The 16034-nt window shown below is 70.5% G+C and carries 13 protein-coding genes; 9 read left to right on the forward strand and 4 right to left on the reverse strand.

What is annotated here, in order from left to right; translation table 11 throughout:
* Positions 1 to 67 precede the first annotated feature (67 nt).
* From ACH4OW_RS13395 to ACH4OW_RS13425, 7 genes are all read left to right on the forward strand, one after another.
* Positions 68 to 988, forward strand: coding sequence for a sugar phosphate isomerase/epimerase (locus tag ACH4OW_RS13395; protein ID WP_360122786.1), 921 nt, complete (start codon positions 68 to 70; stop codon positions 986 to 988).
* 34 nt (positions 989 to 1022) lie between these two features.
* Positions 1023 to 2048, forward strand: coding sequence for a Gfo/Idh/MocA family protein (locus tag ACH4OW_RS13400; protein WP_398027416.1), 1026 nt, complete (start codon positions 1023 to 1025; stop codon positions 2046 to 2048).
* 136 nt (positions 2049 to 2184) lie between these two features.
* Positions 2185 to 2391 (forward strand): hypothetical protein, encoded by a 207-nt coding sequence (locus ACH4OW_RS13405; RefSeq protein WP_398027418.1) that lies wholly within the window; start codon positions 2185 to 2187, stop codon positions 2389 to 2391.
* Positions 2388 to 3914 carry a sugar porter family MFS transporter gene (locus tag ACH4OW_RS13410; RefSeq protein ID WP_398027419.1) on the forward strand — a complete coding sequence of 509 codons (1527 nt, stop codon included), beginning with the start codon at positions 2388 to 2390 and terminating at the stop codon, positions 3912 to 3914. Before ACH4OW_RS13405 ends, ACH4OW_RS13410 begins: the two co-directional genes overlap by 4 nt.
* A 291-nt stretch (positions 3915 to 4205) precedes the next feature.
* Complete coding sequence (locus ACH4OW_RS13415) at positions 4206 to 4409, forward strand: MerR family transcriptional regulator (RefSeq protein WP_360122798.1); 204 nt, start codon at positions 4206 to 4208, stop codon at positions 4407 to 4409.
* Between the two features lie 86 nt (positions 4410 to 4495).
* Positions 4496 to 5437: a 2-dehydropantoate 2-reductase gene (locus tag ACH4OW_RS13420; protein ID WP_398027422.1), complete on the forward strand. Its 942-nt coding sequence runs from the start codon at positions 4496 to 4498 to the stop codon at positions 5435 to 5437.
* A gap of 122 nt (positions 5438 to 5559) precedes the next feature.
* Positions 5560 to 6621: a Gfo/Idh/MocA family oxidoreductase gene (locus tag ACH4OW_RS13425; protein ID WP_398027424.1), complete on the forward strand. Its 1062-nt coding sequence runs from the start codon at positions 5560 to 5562 to the stop codon at positions 6619 to 6621.
* Positions 6622 to 6659: 38 nt separating this feature from the next.
* On the opposite strand, the gene ACH4OW_RS13430 is transcribed toward ACH4OW_RS13425, so the two are convergent.
* The gene (locus tag ACH4OW_RS13430) at positions 6660 to 7880 is read right to left on the reverse strand and encodes a cation:proton antiporter (RefSeq protein WP_398027426.1); all 1221 of its coding nucleotides are present in this window, start codon (positions 7878 to 7880) and stop codon (positions 6660 to 6662) included.
* Between the two features lie 11 nt (positions 7881 to 7891).
* A complete protein-coding gene (locus ACH4OW_RS13435) occupies positions 7892 to 8650 on the reverse strand; it encodes a DedA family protein (protein WP_398027428.1) in 759 nt (252 codons plus the stop codon).
* Between the two features lie 228 nt (positions 8651 to 8878).
* On the opposite strand from ACH4OW_RS13435, the gene ACH4OW_RS13440 reads away from it, so the two are divergent.
* Together ACH4OW_RS13440 and ACH4OW_RS13445 are read left to right on the forward strand one after the other, a co-directional pair.
* Complete coding sequence (locus tag ACH4OW_RS13440; RefSeq protein WP_360122813.1) at positions 8879 to 9175, forward strand: heavy-metal-associated domain-containing protein; 297 nt, start codon at positions 8879 to 8881, stop codon at positions 9173 to 9175.
* Positions 9176 to 9180: 5 nt separating this feature from the next.
* On the forward strand, positions 9181 to 11568 hold the full coding sequence (locus ACH4OW_RS13445; RefSeq protein WP_398027430.1) for a heavy metal translocating P-type ATPase: 2388 nt from the start codon (positions 9181 to 9183) through the stop codon (positions 11566 to 11568).
* 511 nt (positions 11569 to 12079) lie between these two features.
* Here the strand turns inward: ACH4OW_RS13445 and ACH4OW_RS13450 are convergent.
* Together ACH4OW_RS13450 and ACH4OW_RS13455 are read right to left on the reverse strand one after the other, a co-directional pair.
* Positions 12080 to 13369 carry a citrate synthase gene (locus ACH4OW_RS13450; RefSeq protein WP_360122820.1) on the reverse strand — a complete coding sequence of 430 codons (1290 nt, stop codon included), beginning with the start codon at positions 13367 to 13369 and terminating at the stop codon, positions 12080 to 12082.
* Positions 13370 to 13484: 115 nt separating this feature from the next.
* Complete coding sequence (locus ACH4OW_RS13455; RefSeq protein ID WP_398027433.1) at positions 13485 to 15752, reverse strand: ATP-dependent RecD-like DNA helicase; 2268 nt, start codon at positions 15750 to 15752, stop codon at positions 13485 to 13487.
* Positions 15753 to 16034 lie beyond the last annotated feature (282 nt).

Genomic DNA, 16034 nt, shown 5'->3' on the forward strand with positions numbered 1-16034 from the left:
AACCGGCCCCACAACCCAGCCCAGCGCCTTCCCGGTCACCGCCGACCGGCGAGAGGAGAGCCGCAGCATGTCCGTTCCCCATGCCGCCCCGCCCGTTCTGGACCGCCTGCGCATCGGATCGGCCCCCGACTCCTGGGGAGTCTGGTTCCCCGACGACGAACAGCAGGTCCCCTGGCGGCGTTTCCTCGACGAGGTCGCCGAAGCACAGTACGAATGGATCGAACTCGGCCCCTACGGCTACCTTCCCACCGACCCCGCCGTCCTCCGCGCGGAGCTCGCCGCACGCGACCTGAAGGTCTCGGCCGGCACGGTCTTCACCTCCCTGCACCACGGCCCGGACGTATGGGACAAGACCTGGGCACACGTCAGCGAGGTCGCCACCCTCGCCCGCGCGATGGACGCGGGGCACCTGGTGGTCATCCCCTCCTTCTGGCGCGACGACAAGACCGCCGAGGAACTGGAGCCGCGCGAGCTGACCGCCGAGCAGTGGCGCCACCTGAACAGCGGCATGGAACGGCTGGGCAGGCGGGTACGGGAGGAGTTCGGCCTCGACATCGTCGTGCACCCGCACGCCGACACCCACATCGACACCGAGGAACACGTCGAGCGCTTCCTCGACGGAACCGATTCCTCGCTGGTCAGCCTCTGCCTGGACACCGGGCACTACGCATACTGCGGCGGCGACAGCGTCAAACTCATCAAGACCTACGGCGAGCGGATCGGCTACCTCCACCTCAAGCAGGTCGCCCCGGACATCCTCGCGGACGTCGTCGAGAAGGGCACGCCCTTCGGGCCCGCGGTCCGGCAGGGCGTCATGTGCGAACCGCCGCTCGGCGTCCCCGCGCTGCCGCCCGTCCTGGAGGCGGCCCAGGAACTGGACGTCGACCTCTTCGCCATCGTCGAGCAGGACATGTACCCCTGTCCCTCCGACCAGCCCCTGCCCATCGCCCGGCGCACCCGCCGATTCCTGCGCTCCTGCGGCGCCTGAGTCCCTTCCGTACGGAGCGAGGAGTTCCCACCAGATGAGCCAGCAGCACGGAACGCTCGGCGTGGCGGTCATCGGCACCGGCCGCATGGGCGCCGACCACGTACGCCGCATCAACGACGTCATCAGCGGCGCACGCGTGGCGGCCGTCGTCGACATCGACGCGGACCGGGCCAAGCGCACCGCCGACGGCATCGCGGGATGTACGCCCTACACCGACCCCGCGGCCGCCATGGCAGACCCGGGCGTCGACGCCGTACTGATCGCGTCGCCGGGCGCCGCCCACGAGGACGCGCTGCTCACCGCGTTCACGCACGACCTGCCGGTGCTGTGCGAGAAGCCGCTCACCCCCGACCCCGCCTCCGCGCTGCGCGTCCTGAAGGCCGAGCAGGAACTGGGCCGCCGCCGCGTACAGGTCGGCTTCATGCGCCGGTACGACACCGACTACCTCAAGCTCAAGGCGTTGCTGGACCAGGGCGCCTATGGCCGCACCCTGATGCTGCACAACAAGCACCGCAACGCCGACACCCCGCCCGGCTTCACCGACGCCATGATGATCCACGACTCGGTCGTCCACGAGATCGACGTGACGCGCTGGCTGCTGGACGAGGAGATCACCGCCGTACGCGTGCTGCGCCCGGCCGCCACCGGCAACGCGCCCGGGGGCCTGAGCGACCCGCAGCTGATCCTCTTCGAGACCGCGGCCGGGCAGGTCGTGGACACCGAACTCTTCGTCAACTGCGGCTTCGGCTACCAGGTCGTGTGCGAGGCGGTCTGCGAAGGCGGCACCGCGCGGATCGGCGACGACCGCGGCGTGTTCGTCAACACCGCCGGCAAGTGGGGCGGCTCCATCACACCCGGCTTCGTGGAGCGCTTCGAGGAGGCGTACGACCGGCAGGTGCAGCGCTGGGTGGACGCCACCCGGCGCGGCGAGGTCGAGGGGCCGAGCTGCTGGGACGGCTACGCGGCGGCCGCGGTGTGCGAGGCGGGCGTACGCGCCCAGGCCGCCGCCGGTGAGCGCGTCGCCGTCGAACTGATCGAGCGCCCCGCGCTGTACCACTGAGCCGCGGCCGACTCCCCCGCACCCGTGCCGCACCCCCTGTTACGGCCGTCGCGCCGCCTCACAGCACGGCGTGTGTTCCGGCATGCCCTCCGGCCGGCGACACGGCCCGCGTCACCACCCGAAAGGTCTCCCCCTCGTGAAGATCGCTCTGGATCCGTACATGCTCCGCCACGTACCGCCGCCCGAACTGCCCGCCGCGGGCAACCACCTCGCCGCCAACGACTTCGACGGCACCCTGCTCTCCTCCGTGTTCGTGCGGGAGGAGCGCGGCAGGGAGTCGTCCCGGTTCACGTTCACGCGCGAGCGGGTCGACGCGTACGTCTCAGCGAACCGGAGCCGATGACGATGGCCGCACCGACCAGGCCGGCGGGGGCTGCGGACGGGACCGACGCCGCGGGAGCCGCTCCGGCGGAACCCGCGTCCCCCTCGGCTCCCGCCGTTTCTTCCACGGCCCGCACCGCCAGGCGCTTCATCGTCGCCATCGCCGCAATCGCCGCTCTCGGCGGCGCCCTGTTCGGCTACGACACCGGAGTCGTCTCCGGCGCGCTCCCTTTTATGGAGGCCCACTTCGGCCTCAGCTCGCTGGGCGAGGGCGTCATCACCAGCGCGCTGCTCATCGGCGCGGCCTTCGGATCACTGGCCGGCGGACGGATGTCCGACCTGCTGGGGCGGCGCAACTCGCTGCTGTGGGCGGGCGCCGTGTTCATCGGCGGCGCCGTCGCCGTGGCGCTCGCGCCCACCGTTCCCTTCATGATCGTGGCGCGCTTCGCCCTCGGCCTCGCCGTGGGCAGCGCGTCCGTGATCACCCCGCTGTACCTGTCGGAGATCGCACCGCCGCACATCCGCGGCCGGCTGGTCTCCTTCAACTCCCTGATGATCGTCAGCGGCCAGCTGCTGGCGTACCTCGTCAACGCCGTGCTCGCCCGGTGGGAGGCGTGGCGCTGGATGCTGGGCCTGGCGGCGCTGCCCGCAGTCGCCCTGTTCGTCGGGCTGTTCTTCCTCCCGGACACTCCCCGCTGGTACGTCGGCAAGGGCCGTACGGAACAGGCCGCGCGGGTCCTGCGGCGCACGCTGCCCGCCGGGGAGGTCGAAGGGGAGCTGGCCCGTATCAACCGGGCGCGGGCCCTGGAGGCCGACGCGCGGCGCGGCGCCTGGCGGGACCTGCGCACGCCGTGGGTACGGCGCATCCTGCTCGTCGGCATCGGGCTGGCAGCCGTCCAGCAGATCACCGGCGTCAACGCGGTCATCTACTTCGCGCCCAAGATCCTGGCCGGTACCGGGCTGGGCACCGACGCCGCGATCACCGCCACCATCGCGGTGGGCGCCGTCTCCGTCGTCGCCACCGCAGTCGGGATGTCGCTGATCGACAAGGTCGGGCGCCGGCCGATGCTGATCACCGGGCTTTCCGGGATGACCGTATCGCTGGCTCTTCTGGGCGCCTCCTTCCACCTCCCGAAGTCCACCGGCGTCAGCATCCTCGTCCTCGGCCTGATGGTCCTCTACATGGGCTTCATGCAGGGCACCTTGAACACCGGCGTCTGGCTGCTACTCGCCGAGATGTTCCCGCTGAAGGTACGCGGCCTGGCCATGGGCGCCGCGGTGTTCGTGATGTGGCTGGTCAACTTCGCGGTGGCGCTGGTCTTCCCGGTGCTCCTGGACGCGGCCGGCGCGAGCGTCACGTTCTGGATCTTCGGCCTGATGTGCGTGGTGTCCCTGCTCTTCTGCAAGCGGTACGCGCCGGAGACCAAGGGCATGGCCCTGGAGGACCTGGAGCACGAACTCCGCAAGGAGGGTGAGGAAGGTACAGCGGCGGGGGCGGCGAAGGCGGCGAACGGGAGGAGCCCGGAGGGCCGGACGGGGACGTAAGGCCGGTCACGTGAACCGCCCGCTCCCACCGCCCATTGCTTCATACCGTTTGCTTCATACCGTGACAGCGATTGCTTCACACCGATTGCTTCATACCGTGACAGCGATGCCCCGTCCGTCACAGCTGTCACCGTTACGCAGGTCTTCCGTCACAGCTGTTCGACAGCCCCTCCCTCCTGCACGGTCCGCGTCGTTCACCGGGCGCAGGCTGAGTGATCACCAGACCGCCGCAGCTCCCCCGCCGGCTCCCCCGAGCCGCCACTGCGAGCGGCTGAGGGAGGTGCACGACACATGACCGACCGCAGGCTCTGGTCGTACAAGGAAATCGCCGCACACATCCGGGTCCAGCCGGACACCGTGCGTTCCTACCGCAAGCACGGGCTACTGCCGCCACCTGATCTGGTGGAGGGCGGAAGACCGTACTGGTTCGCCGACACCGTCCGGGCCTGGGTGGCCCAGCGCCCCGGACACGGCGGCCGTCGCGACAAGACCTGACGCGCCCTCAGCACCCGTCGTCGTTACGGCCCCGCGCCCCGGTGCGCGGGGCCTCCCGGGAGAGGGTCAGGACTTACGCTCGGTACATGCCACCGATACCCGAACCTCCCACGCCCCGCCGCATCGCCGTGATCGGCGGCGGCGCGATCGGCGGTCTCGTGGCGGCGCTCGCCCACCGCGCCGGGCACGACGTCACGCTGTGCGTCCGGACGCCGCTGGACCGGCTCACTCTCGAATCGGACGGCGAAGTCGTTGACGCCGGGGTAAGGTTCGCCGTCGATCCGGCAGCGGCCACCCCCGTCGACTGGGTCTTCCTGACGACCAAGGCCCAGGACACCGCCGGCGCGGCAGGCTGGCTGCGTCGCCTGTGCCGCGGCGGAACGGTGGTCACCGTGCTCCAGAACGGCATCGACCACACCGAGCGCGTGGCCCCGCACGTCCCCGACGGTACGGAAATCCAGCCCGCGGTCTTCTACGTCTCGGTGGAATGCACCGCCCCCGGCCGCGTCAAGCACTACGCGGGCAACGAGATCCACGTACCGGACGGCCCGCTCGCCACCCGGCTCACCGCGCTGCTCACCGCGGGCCTGAAAGTCGTACCGGTGACGGACTTCACGACGGCCCTCTGGCAGAAACTCTTCACCAATCTCGCGGCCAACCCGCTCACCGCCCTCCTCCAGCAGCGCATGGGCATCTTCTCCGACCCCGGCATGGCCGCGCTCACCCGCGACATCCTGGCCGAGGCCGCCACCGTGGCCCGGGCCGAGGGCGCGGACATCGGCGACGCCGACATCGACCGCGTACTGGAGATGTACGCGCTGGTCCCGCCCGACGGCGGCTCGTCGATGCTCTACGACCGCCTGGCCGGCCGCCCCTTGGAACACGAACACATCACCGGCGCGGTGGTACGCGCCGGCGAACGCCGGGGCATCCCCACGCCCCTGAACGGCATGCTCCTCACCCTGCTGCGCGCGGTGGACCGCGAACTCCGCGCCGCGCGGAAGGACACGGCCACCGTCCGGCACTGAGGCGTCCGCACCCGACCTCACGAGGCAAGGGTTGACATCCTTATGTAAGGACATGCACGCTGCGGCGGAGCACCGGCACGCCCGGACGCCACGTGGCGCATCCCTCACAGAGGAGTTGGCACATGAAGATCGGCCTGATCGGCACCGGACGCATCGGCGCGTTCCACGCCGAGACTCTGAAATCCGTCCCCGGTGTGGAACGCATCGTCGTCGCCGATGCCGACGCGGCCCGTGCCCGCGTACTCGCGGACACCCTCGGCGTCGAAGCCGCAGAAACGCTCCCGCAGTTGTACGCGGACGGCCTGGACGGCGTCGTCGTCACCGCCGCCACCAGCGCGCACGCCGAACTGATCCACCAGGCGCTGGACGCCGGGGTGCCGGTCTTCTGCGAGAAGCCGGTGGCGCTGGACGTACCGGGCACGGTCGGCGTCGCAAAGCGCGCCGAGGCCGGTTCGGTCCCCGTACAGATCGGCTTCCAGCGGCGCTTCGACCGCGGCTACCGGGCCGCCAGAGAAGCACTTCGGGCCGGCGACCTCGGCTGGCTCCACACCCTCCGCGCCTGCACCAGCGACCAGTCGCCGCCGCCCGCCGGCTACGTGCCCACCTCCGGTGGGCTGTTCCGCGACTGCAGCATCCACGATTTCGACATCCTGCGCTGGCTGACCGGCCGCGAAGTGGTCTCCGTGTACGCGCAGGGCGCCAACCGCGGCGAATCCTTCTTCGCCGAGGCCGGCGACGTGGACACCTCCGCCGCGCTGCTGCGCTTCGACGACGACACGCTGGCCACCGTCACCGCGACCCGCTACAACGGCGCGGGCCACGACGTCCGCCTGGAGGTGTGCGGTTCCAAGGGCACGCGCATCGTCGGCCTCGACGACCGCGCCCCGCTGCCGAGCGCCGAGCCGCACCTCTCGTGGCAGCAGTCCGCCCCGTACACCACCTTCATGGAGCGCTTCCACGACGCGTACGTCACCGAGCTCGCCGCCTTCGTGGAGGTCGCCGCCGGCCGAGCGGAGAACCCGTGCTCACCCGCCGAGGCGCTGGAGGCGCTGTACATCGCCGAGGCGTGCGACCGCTCCCGCCGCACGGGCGAACCGGTCAAGATCGCGGACGTACGTGCCGCCGAAGCCCCCGGAGCGGCCGAAACCGAGCCGCTTGAGGCACCGGCCGGCGTCGGCCCCTGATCCGGGCACAACCACCCTCCGACCGCCCACCCGACCGCTCACCAGGACTCGGAAGCCCCCTTCCGCGGCCCCTCCGGGACCGGCGCCAGCCCTTCCGCCCCGGCCCGCAACCGCATGGCCACCAGCGGGAAGACCAGTACGGAGATCATCGCGGCGCCCACCATGGCCGCCGCCTCGCCCGCGTCGAGCACGCCGCTGTCCTGGCCGATCGTCGTGATCGCGACGACCAGGGGCAGCGCCGTCGACCCGTACAGCATCAGGGCGGCCCGGTCCTTGCGGCCGAGGTCGCGGGGCGCGAGCAGGACGAGCGGCAGGCCGCGTACGACCAGCAGGAGGACGAGGAAGAGCGGGAGCAGCAGGAGCGAGCGGCCGTTCTCGAAGAGGGACGACAGGTCGAACTCGACACCGGTGACGATGAAGAACAGCGGCACCAGGAAGCCGAACCCCATCGCCTCCAGCCGTCCGAGAATTTCCTGGCTGTTGTCCGGCGCGGCCTCGTGCAGCACCAGCCGCATGACGACCCCCGCAGCGAACGCGCCCAGCAGGATGTCCAGTCCGAACACCTGCGAGATACCGAGCATCACGGCCAGCAGCAGCACGAACAGGCGGATGGCGAACTGGCCGCTGCTGTGCAGGGTGCGGGCGATGATCCGGTAGAACCACATCGGGCTGGGCTTGAGGGCCCAGTAGACGGCTCCGGCGGTCAGCAGCGCGAAGGCGAAGAGCAGGATGGTCGATTCGCCGGGGTCGCGGCCGCTGAGCAGCAACGCCATCGCGATGATCGGCCCGAACTCGCCGACCGCGCCGGTCGCCATCATCACCGATCCGAAGCGGGTGCCCAGGTCGCCGGAGTCGCGCAGTACGGGCAGCACGGTGCCGAGCGCCGTACTGGTGAGCGCGGTGCCGACGACGATCGCCTTGGAGGCGTCGCCGGCGGCGAAGGCGAAGGCGACGCCCAGGCCGACGGCGAGCGCGGCGATCCAGGCGTAGCCGGCCCGCTTGAGGGTGTCGCCGCGCACCTTCGCGAACTCGATCTCGTACCCGGCCAGGAACATCAGCGTGGCGAGGCCGAGGTGGGAGAGGGCGTTGACGACCTCTCCCGGGTGCGCCCAGCCCAGGACGTCCGGGCCGATCAGGATGCCCAGCACGATCTCGAAGATGACCAGCGGCACGGGCAGCCAGCGGCCGATGCCATAGGCGAGGAGCGGGGCGGCCACGGCGATCGCCATGATCAATACGAGCGTTGCAGACTGCGACATAAGCCGCTTTTCTACCACAAGGCACAGCGCGCTCCCGCTTCGCCGACCGCCTGCCCCGGCACCCCGTCGAGCACACCTTCCGGTACGCCGTCAGACCGCCCCGACGCCCCGGCGGACGGGCCGTCAGCCCGCTCGCACGACACGCGATCACGCTCGCCCGCGCTTCTTCCGGCCACGCCGAGATCCCGCTCCTCGATGTCGAGATTGCGGAGGGCGCGGCGCGCGGCGTACCGGCGCGCCGCCCACTGCGCCGATGCGCCCGCGGCGGCCATCAGGACCGAGACGCCCACGCCGACGCCGATCGCGTACCACGTGTTGCCCGTCGCGGCGCTGCCGAGATATCCGAGCCCCACCGAATAGGCGGCCCAGACCGACTCGGCCGTTCCGGTGCCCACCAGATAACGGCGTACCGGATACCGCACCACTCCCGAGGACAGCGCCCCGACAATCCGCCCGCCGGGCAGAAAGCGGACCGCCGCCACGAACGGCACGCCGTGCCGCTCCATGTGCGAGGAGGCCCATTCCAGCAACGCCCGCCGCCGCGTCCGGCGAAGCATCCAGGACCGTACGGGACCGCCGAAGCGCCGCGCAACCAGGTGCATCAGCAGGTCGCCGAGGATCGCGCCGCCCGCGACGGCCAGCAGGACGGCGGGAAGATCCAGCGTTCCCCGGGACGCGAGCACCCCGGCGGTCACCAGGAGAGCGGAATTGGGCACCAGAGGGGGCATCGTGGTGAGCGCCAGCAGCCAGTACAGGGAGAGCGCGTCCATCGCCCGCCTCCTCGCCTCCACCCCCGAGGCCGATACCCCAAGGCTGACGCGCGGCGGGGCACTCGGCAACGCGTTCAGGGCGCAGACCTGGCGTCTATACCCCCTAGGGGTATAGAGTCGAGTCGTCGGGAAGCGCTGGGGGCCCTAGGGCATCCGGGTTTCCCTCCGACCGCGCGTGCAGGACGACACACACCCGAGCACGGCGAACACACGCACCAAGGAGAGACCATGACTGCCGAACAGACCAACGGCTCCTGCTGCTCCCCCGAGGGCACCTGCCACTCGGGTTCCGCCGACGTCCAGGTGGGCGACGTCACCACCACGTACAAGGTCAGCGGCATGACCTGCGGCCACTGCGAAGGCGCCGTGTCCGCCGAGATCTCCGAGATCCCGGGCGTGCACTCGGTGCAGGCGTCCGCAGCCACCGGCCTGGTGACCGTCTCCTCCAAGGCGCCGCTGGACGAGACGGCCGTGCGCGCGGCGGTCGACGAGGCGGGATACGAACTCGAAGGTCTGGCGGCCTGAGCCCGATGTCCGGTACGACCGCGCAGGCGCGGGTCGAGCTCGCCATCGGCGGCATGACCTGCGCCTCGTGCGCGGCGCGCGTGGAGAAGAAGCTCAACCGGATGCCGGGCGTCAGCGCCACCGTCAACTTCGCCACCGAGAAGGCGCGGGTCGAGTACGGCGACGAGGTGTCGGTCGACGACCTGATCGCCACGGTCGAGAAGACGGGGTACACCGCGCAGCGGCCCGCGCCGCCCGAGCCACCGAATGCGGCCCCGGTCGGCGCCTCCGGGGAGGCCGGCCGCGGCCTGCCGGAAAGTACGCAGGACGGCCCCGGCTCCCACGACCGTGAACTGGGCGAACTGCGTCAGCGGCTGATCGTCTCCGCCGCCCTGGCCCTGCCTGTCGTCCTGCTGTCGATGGTCCCCTCGCTCCAGTTCGACAACTGGCAGTGGCTGTCCCTGACCCTTGCCGCGCCCGTCGTGGTCTGGGGCGCGTACCCCTTCCACCGAGCCGCCTGGACGAATCTGCGGCACGGCGCGGCCACGATGGACACCCTGGTCTCCATCGGAACGCTCGCAGCCTTCGGGTGGTCGCTGTGGGCGCTCTTCTTCGGCGACGCGGGCATGCCCGGTATGCGGCACGGTTTCGACTTCACCGTGGCCCGCACGGAAGGCTCCTCGGCCATCTACCTGGAGGCCGCGGCCGGAGTGACGGCCTTCCTGCTGCTCGGCCGCTACTTGGAGGCGCGTTCCAAGCGGAAGGCGGGCGCCGCGCTGCGCGCGCTGATGGAGCTGGGCGCCAAGGACGTCACGGTGCTGCGAGACGGGCGCGAGGTGCGCGTCCCGGTGGGGCAGCTGGCCGTCGGCGACCGGTTCGTCGTACGTCCCGGGGAGAAGATCGCCACCGACGGCACGGTCGCCCAGGGCACCTCGGCGGTGGACGCGTCGATGCTCACCGGCGAATCGGTGCCGACCGACGTGGCACCCGGCGACACGGTGACGGGCGCGACGGTGAACACCAGCGGCCGGATCCTCGTCGAGGCCACCCGCGTCGGCGGGGACACCCAGCTGGCCCGCATGGCCCGGTTGGTCGAGGACGCGCAGAGCGGCAAAGCCGAGGTGCAGCGGCTCGCCGACCGCGTCTCCGCCGTCTTCGTCCCCGTCGTCCTGCTGATCGCGCTCGGCACGCTGGCCGGGTGGCTGTTCGCCACGGGCGACGCGACGGCGTCCTTCACGTCCGCCGTCGCCGTACTGATCATCGCCTGTCCGTGCGCCCTCGGGCTGGCGACGCCGACCGCCCTCATGGTCGGCACGGGCCGCGGCGCCCAGCTCGGCATCCTCATCAAGGGGCCCGAGGTCCTGGAGTCCACCCGCCGTATCGACACCGTCGTGCTGGACAAGACCGGCACGGTGACCTCGGGCCGGATGAGCCTGTACGAGGCCGCGTCGGCGCCGGGGGTCACGGAGGAGGAGGTGTTGCGGCTGGCGGGTGCCCTGGAGCACTCCTCCGAGCATCCGATCGCGCGAGCCATCGCGGAAGGGGCGCGCGAGCGCCTGGGCTCGCTCCCGGAGCCGGAGCGGTTCGAGAACGTGGCGGGCCTGGGCGTACGGGGCGTGGTGGACGGCCATCAGGTCCTGGTCGGGCGCGAGCGGCTGCTGCGGGAGGACGCCCAGGGGGTGTCGGCACCGGATGCCGGTAACACTGTTTCAGGCGGCGCGGACGGTGTCCGTACGGACTCCGGAACCGGCACCCCTTCGGGCTCTGCGGCCCGCAGCCTTCCGGAAGCCCTGGCCGCCGCCAGGGACGCCGCCGAGGCCGCCGGGCGGACTGCCGTGCTCGTCGCCTGGGACGGGCGGCCACGCGGCCTCCTGTCGGTTGCCGACACCGTCAAGGAGACCAGCGCCGAGGCGGTCCGCCGGCTGCGCGCACTGGGGCTGACCCCGGTACTGCTGACCGGGGACAACAGGGCGGTGGCCGAGGCGGTGGCGGCAGAGGTCGGCATCGACGAGGTGATCGCGGAAGTGCTGCCCGAGGACAAGGTCGCGGTCGTCGAGCGGCTGCGCGGCGAGGGCCGCAGCGTGGCGATGGTCGGTGACGGTGTCAACGACGCGGCCGCCCTGGCCACCGCCGACCTGGGGCTGGCGATGGGCACCGGCACGGACGCCGCCATCGAGGCGGGTGACCTCACCCTGGTACGCGGCGACCTGCGGGTCGCGGCCGACGCCATCCGGCTCGCCCGCAAGACGCTCGCAACGATCAAGGGCAACCTCTTCTGGGCCTTCGGCTACAACGTCGCGGCGGTGCCGCTGGCGGCGGCCGGACTGCTCAATCCGATGATCGCGGGGGCGGCGATGGCCTTTTCCTCGGTTTTCGTGGTCAGCAACAGCCTTCGGTTGCGGCGCTTCCGGTGACGGATGTACGCGGCGCGGATTCTTTGCGCCCTTCACAATTCCCCTACAACTGACACAACCCCCATACGGAAGGGCCTCGATCTCCAGATCGAGGCCCTTGACCGCTTTCGCCCAGTTATGGCAAGAGACGCAGATCACAGTCGAAGGAACGTAACCATTGCGGGGGGTCGCGAGTCTAACCGTGCGGTGCAGGCACCTCGGCGGGTCCTGCACCGCAACGGCCAGGCTGGTCTTGGGGGACCTTGCCCGGCAACGCGTGGCCGGGGCGACGTGCCCGGGGAGCTTTGAGCGGCCCTCCCGTACGTGCGCGTCCCGGCAGATCGCGGCACCACCAAAGCGCCCGGACGGATCCCGTGGGGGGAATCCGACCCGGGGAACAGGGAAGCGCCCCGCGCTCCGGACCCGTGGGGGGATCTGGAGGCGGGGCGCTTTCTGCTGGACGGACCGGCCCGGGCCGCCACGCGGGCGACCGGCCGGTCGGCAGCTGTCCCGTACCGCCGGGGGTGGCGCGTCAGCGCTCCTCGACCGGGACGAAGTCGCGCTCGACGACGCCGGTGTAGATCTGGCGCGGGCGGCCGATGCGGGAACCCGGCTCCTTGATCATCTCGTGCCACTGGGCGATCCAGCCGGGCAGCCGGCCGAGCGCGAAGAGCACGGTGAACATCTCGGTCGGGAAGCCCATCGCCCGGTAGATCAGACCGGTGTAGAAGTCCACGTTCGGGTAGAGCTTGCGCGAGACGAAGTAGTCGTCGGAGAGCGCGTGCTCCTCCAGCTTGAGCGCGATGTCCAGCAGTTCGTCGGACTTGCCGAGCGCCGAGAGGACGTCGTGCGCCGCCGCCTTGATGATCTTCGCCCGGGGGTCGAAGTTCTTGTAGACGCGGTGCCCGAAGCCCATGAGCTTCACGCCGTCTTCCTTGTTCTTCACCTTGCGAATGAAGGAGTCGACGTCGCCGCCGTCGCGCTGGATGCCTTCCAGCATCTCCAGCACCGACTGGTTGGCGCCGCCGTGCAGCGGGCCCCACAGCGCGTTGATGCCGGCCGAGATCGAGGCGAACAGGTTCGCCTGCGAGGAGCCGACCAGGCGCACGGTGGAGGTCGAACAGTTCTGCTCGTGGTCCGCGTGCAGGATCAGCAGCTTGTCCAGGGCGCTGACCACGACCGGGTCGAGGTCGTACTCGGCGGCCGGCACCGAGAAGGTCATGCGCAGGAAGTTCTCGACGTAGCCGAGGTCGTTACGCGGGTAGACCACCGGGTGGCCGACCGACTTCTTGTACGCGTACGCCGCGATCGTCGGCAGCTTGGCCAGCAGCCGGATCGTCGAGATGTGGCGCTGCCGCTCGTCGAACGGGTTGTGGCTGTCCTGGTAGAACGTCGACAGCGCGCTGACCACCGAGGACAGCATCGCCATCGGGTGGGCGTCCCGCGGGAAGCCGTCGAAGAACCGCTTGACGTCCTCGTGCAGCAGGGTGTGGTAGGTGATGTCCTGCTTGAAGTTCGCCAGCTGGTCGACGGTGGGCAGCTCACCGTTGATCAGCAGGTACGCGGTCTCGACGAACGTGCTGCGCTCTGCAAGCTGCTCGATCGGGTAGCCGCGGTACCGAAGAACGCCGTTCTCACCGTCCAGATAGGTGATCGCGGATTTGTACGCGGCGGTGTTGCCGTAACCGGAATCCAGGGTCACCAGACCGGTCTGGGCGCGCAGCTTCGAGATGTCGAAGCCCTTGTCGCCGACGCTGCTGTCGACGACCGGGTAGCTGTATTCGCCGTCCCCGTAACGCAGTACTACAGAGTTGTCGCTCACGTCATCCCTCACCGACGTTGTGCCTCTTCTTCGAGGTGCCCTGACTGCCTATACCTTCCCCCATTTGGACCTTGCGTGTGCACTCGGGGTCGGCCATAGGGCCTCCGGGCGGCACTCAGTGCCGCTCCAGCTGCCCATCCTGCTCCCCTTCGCCCCGATTGGGGAAGAGGTGACCACGCATCGCGCCAGCGAGTCGGTGGCGCAGTGCGGTCCACCTCCGCCCGGCGGATACGGTGCGTACAGCCTGCGCCAAAGCCTTGCGGGAGCCGACCAGCACCACCAGTCGTTTTGCCCGTGTAACGGCGGTATAGAGCAGGTTTCTCTGCAACATCATCCAAGCGCCGGTGGTGACCGGAATCACCACAGCTGGATACTCGCTACCCTGTGACCGATGGATGGTCACGGCGTAAGCATGCGCCAGCTCGTCCAGCTCGTCGAAATCGTAGGAGACCTCCTCGTCCTCGTCCGTGAGCACCGTCAGCCACTGCTCGTCCTTGTTGATCTTGGTGACGACGCCGACGGTGCCGTTGAAGACGCCGTTGCGACCCTTCTCATAGTTGTTCCGGATCTGTGTCACCTTGTCACCCACCCGGAAGGACCGTCCCCCGGAGCGCCGCTCCGGCAGGTCGGGCCGGGCGGGGGTCAGCGCCTGCTGGAGGAGCCCGTTCAGCGCGCCGGCGCCGGCCGGGCCGCGGTGCATGGGCGCGAGCACCTGAACGTCCCGCCGTGGATCGAGCCCGAACTTCGCCGGGATGCGGTGGGCGACCACGTCGACCGTGAGCCGGCCGGCCTCCTCGGAGTCCTCCTCGGCGAACAGGTAGAAGTCGGTCATCCCGGTCGTGACCGGCGGCAGGCCCTCGTTGATGCGGTGGGCGTTGGTGACCACGCCGGAGTGCTGAGCCTGGCGGAAGATCCGGGTCAGCCGGACGGCCGGGACCGGGCAGTTCTCCGCGAGCAGGTCGCGCAGCACCTCGCCGGCCCCCACCGAGGGAAGCTGGTCGACGTCGCCCACCAGCAGGAGGTGGGCGCCGGGCGGCACCGCCTTGACGAGCTTGTTGGCGAGCAGCAGGTCGAGCATGGACGCCTCGTCGACTACCACCAGGTCGGCGTCGAGCGGGCGGTCCTTGTCGTACGCGGCGTCCCCGCCCGGCTTAAGCTCCAGCAGGCGGTGCACCGTGGACGCCTCGACGCCGGTCAGCTCCGAGAGCCGCTTGGCGGCCCGGCCCGTGGGGGCCGCGAGCACCACCTTGGCCTTCTTGGCGCGGGCCAGCTCCACGACCGAACGGACCGTGAAGGACTTGCCGCAGCCCGGCCCGCCGGTGAGCACGGCGACCTTCTCGGTGAGGGCGAGCCGTACGGCAGCCTCCTGTTCGGGCGCGAGCTGGGCCCCCGTCCGCTCCGCGAGCCAGGCCAGTGCTTTGTCCCACGCCACGGCCCGGGACCACGGCATCCGGTCCTCGTCCGTACGCAGCAGGCGCAGCAGCTGCGAGGCGAGGGAGATCTCGGCCCGGTGGAAGGGGACCAGGTAAACGGCGATGACGGGATCGCCGCCGTCCGAGGACGGCACGGTCTCGCGGACCACGCCCTCCGGGTCCTCCGCCAGCTCGGCCAGGCAGTCGATGACCAGGCCCGTGTCGACCTGGAGCAACTTGACCGAAGCGGAGATCAGCTGCTCCTCGGGGAGGTAGCAGTGCCCCTGGTCCGTGGATTGCGAAAGGGCGTACTGCAGGCCCGCCTTGACCCGGTCCGGGCTGTCGTGCGGGATGCCGACGGCCTGGGCGATGCGGTCGGCGGTCAGGAAGCCGATGCCCCAGACGTCGGCGGCGAGCCGGTAGGGCTGGTTCTTGACGACGGAGATCGAGGAGTCGCCGTACTTCTTGTAGATGCGCACCGCGATGGAGGTGGAGACGCCCACCCCCTGGAGGAAGATCATGACCTCCTTGATGGCCTTCTGCTCTTCCCAGGCGTCGCCGATCAGCTTCGTGCGCTTCGGGCCCAGGCCGGGCACCTCGACAAGGCGATTCGGTGCCTGCTCGATGATGTCGAGGGTCTCCAGGCCGAAGTGCTCGGTGATGCGGTCGGCCATGACCGGGCCGATGCCCTTGATGAGCCCGGAGCCCAGGTAGCGGCGTATGCCCTGGATCGTGGCGGGCAGGACGGTGGTGTAGTTCTCGACGGTGAACTGCCGTCCGTACTGCGGATGGGAGCCCCAACGGCCTTCCAAGCGCAGCGACTCTCCCGGTTGCGCGCCCAGCAGCGACCCGACGACAGTGAGAAGCTCGCCGGCGCCGCCCGTGTCCACACGCGCGACCGTGTAACCGGTCTCCTCATTGGCGTAGGTGATCCGCTCCAGGACCCCTTCGACCACGGCTGGAATGAACATGAACCGACCGTACAGCCCGGGTCCGACATCGCGTTCGGCCTGTGGATAACCCAGCTCGGAGGCTCTGCCACACGGCCGTGGGCGGGCGCCGCAGCCCCTTCGGCGGGTGACTCGCCGGGCACGTCGCGGGCGCTTCGAGGGGCCCGGTCGTCGGACCGGGCCCCTCGACTCCCCCTCCGGTCGGCCCCCTGATCCCCCCTCGGATCCCCCCGGTTCCCTCTCCCCTCGGGAGCCTGATGACAAGTACGACCCGCCCGGCCGGGGAACGGTTGCACAAATTCG

Origin of the sequence: Streptomyces sp. NPDC017056 (assembly GCF_044332485.1) — a bacterium.
In the GTDB taxonomy this organism is placed as follows: domain Bacteria; phylum Actinomycetota; class Actinomycetes; order Streptomycetales; family Streptomycetaceae; genus Streptomyces.

Excerpts from the sequence above, each read along its gene's own strand:
- ACH4OW_RS13395 (WP_360122786.1), top strand. The coding sequence starts at position 68 with ATGTCCGTTCCCCATGCCGCCCCGCCCGTTCTGGACCGCCTGCGCATC.
- ACH4OW_RS13400 (WP_398027416.1), top strand. The coding sequence starts at position 1,023 with ATGAGCCAGCAGCACGGAACGCTCGGCGTGGCGGTCATCGGCACCGGC.
- ACH4OW_RS13410 (WP_398027419.1), top strand. The coding sequence starts at position 2,388 with ATGACGATGGCCGCACCGACCAGGCCGGCGGGGGCTGCGGACGGGACC.
- ACH4OW_RS13415 (WP_360122798.1), top strand. The coding sequence starts at position 4,206 with ATGACCGACCGCAGGCTCTGGTCGTACAAGGAAATCGCCGCACACATC.
- ACH4OW_RS13420 (WP_398027422.1), top strand. The coding sequence starts at position 4,496 with ATGCCACCGATACCCGAACCTCCCACGCCCCGCCGCATCGCCGTGATC.
- ACH4OW_RS13425 (WP_398027424.1), top strand. The coding sequence starts at position 5,560 with ATGAAGATCGGCCTGATCGGCACCGGACGCATCGGCGCGTTCCACGCC.
- ACH4OW_RS13430 (WP_398027426.1), bottom strand. The coding sequence starts at position 7,880 with ATGTCGCAGTCTGCAACGCTCGTATTGATCATGGCGATCGCCGTGGCC.
- ACH4OW_RS13435 (WP_398027428.1), bottom strand. The coding sequence starts at position 8,650 with ATGGACGCGCTCTCCCTGTACTGGCTGCTGGCGCTCACCACGATGCCC.
- ACH4OW_RS13440 (WP_360122813.1), top strand. The coding sequence starts at position 8,879 with ATGACTGCCGAACAGACCAACGGCTCCTGCTGCTCCCCCGAGGGCACC.
- ACH4OW_RS13445 (WP_398027430.1), top strand. The coding sequence starts at position 9,181 with ATGTCCGGTACGACCGCGCAGGCGCGGGTCGAGCTCGCCATCGGCGGC.
- ACH4OW_RS13455 (WP_398027433.1), bottom strand. The coding sequence starts at position 15,752 with ATGTTCATTCCAGCCGTGGTCGAAGGGGTCCTGGAGCGGATCACCTAC.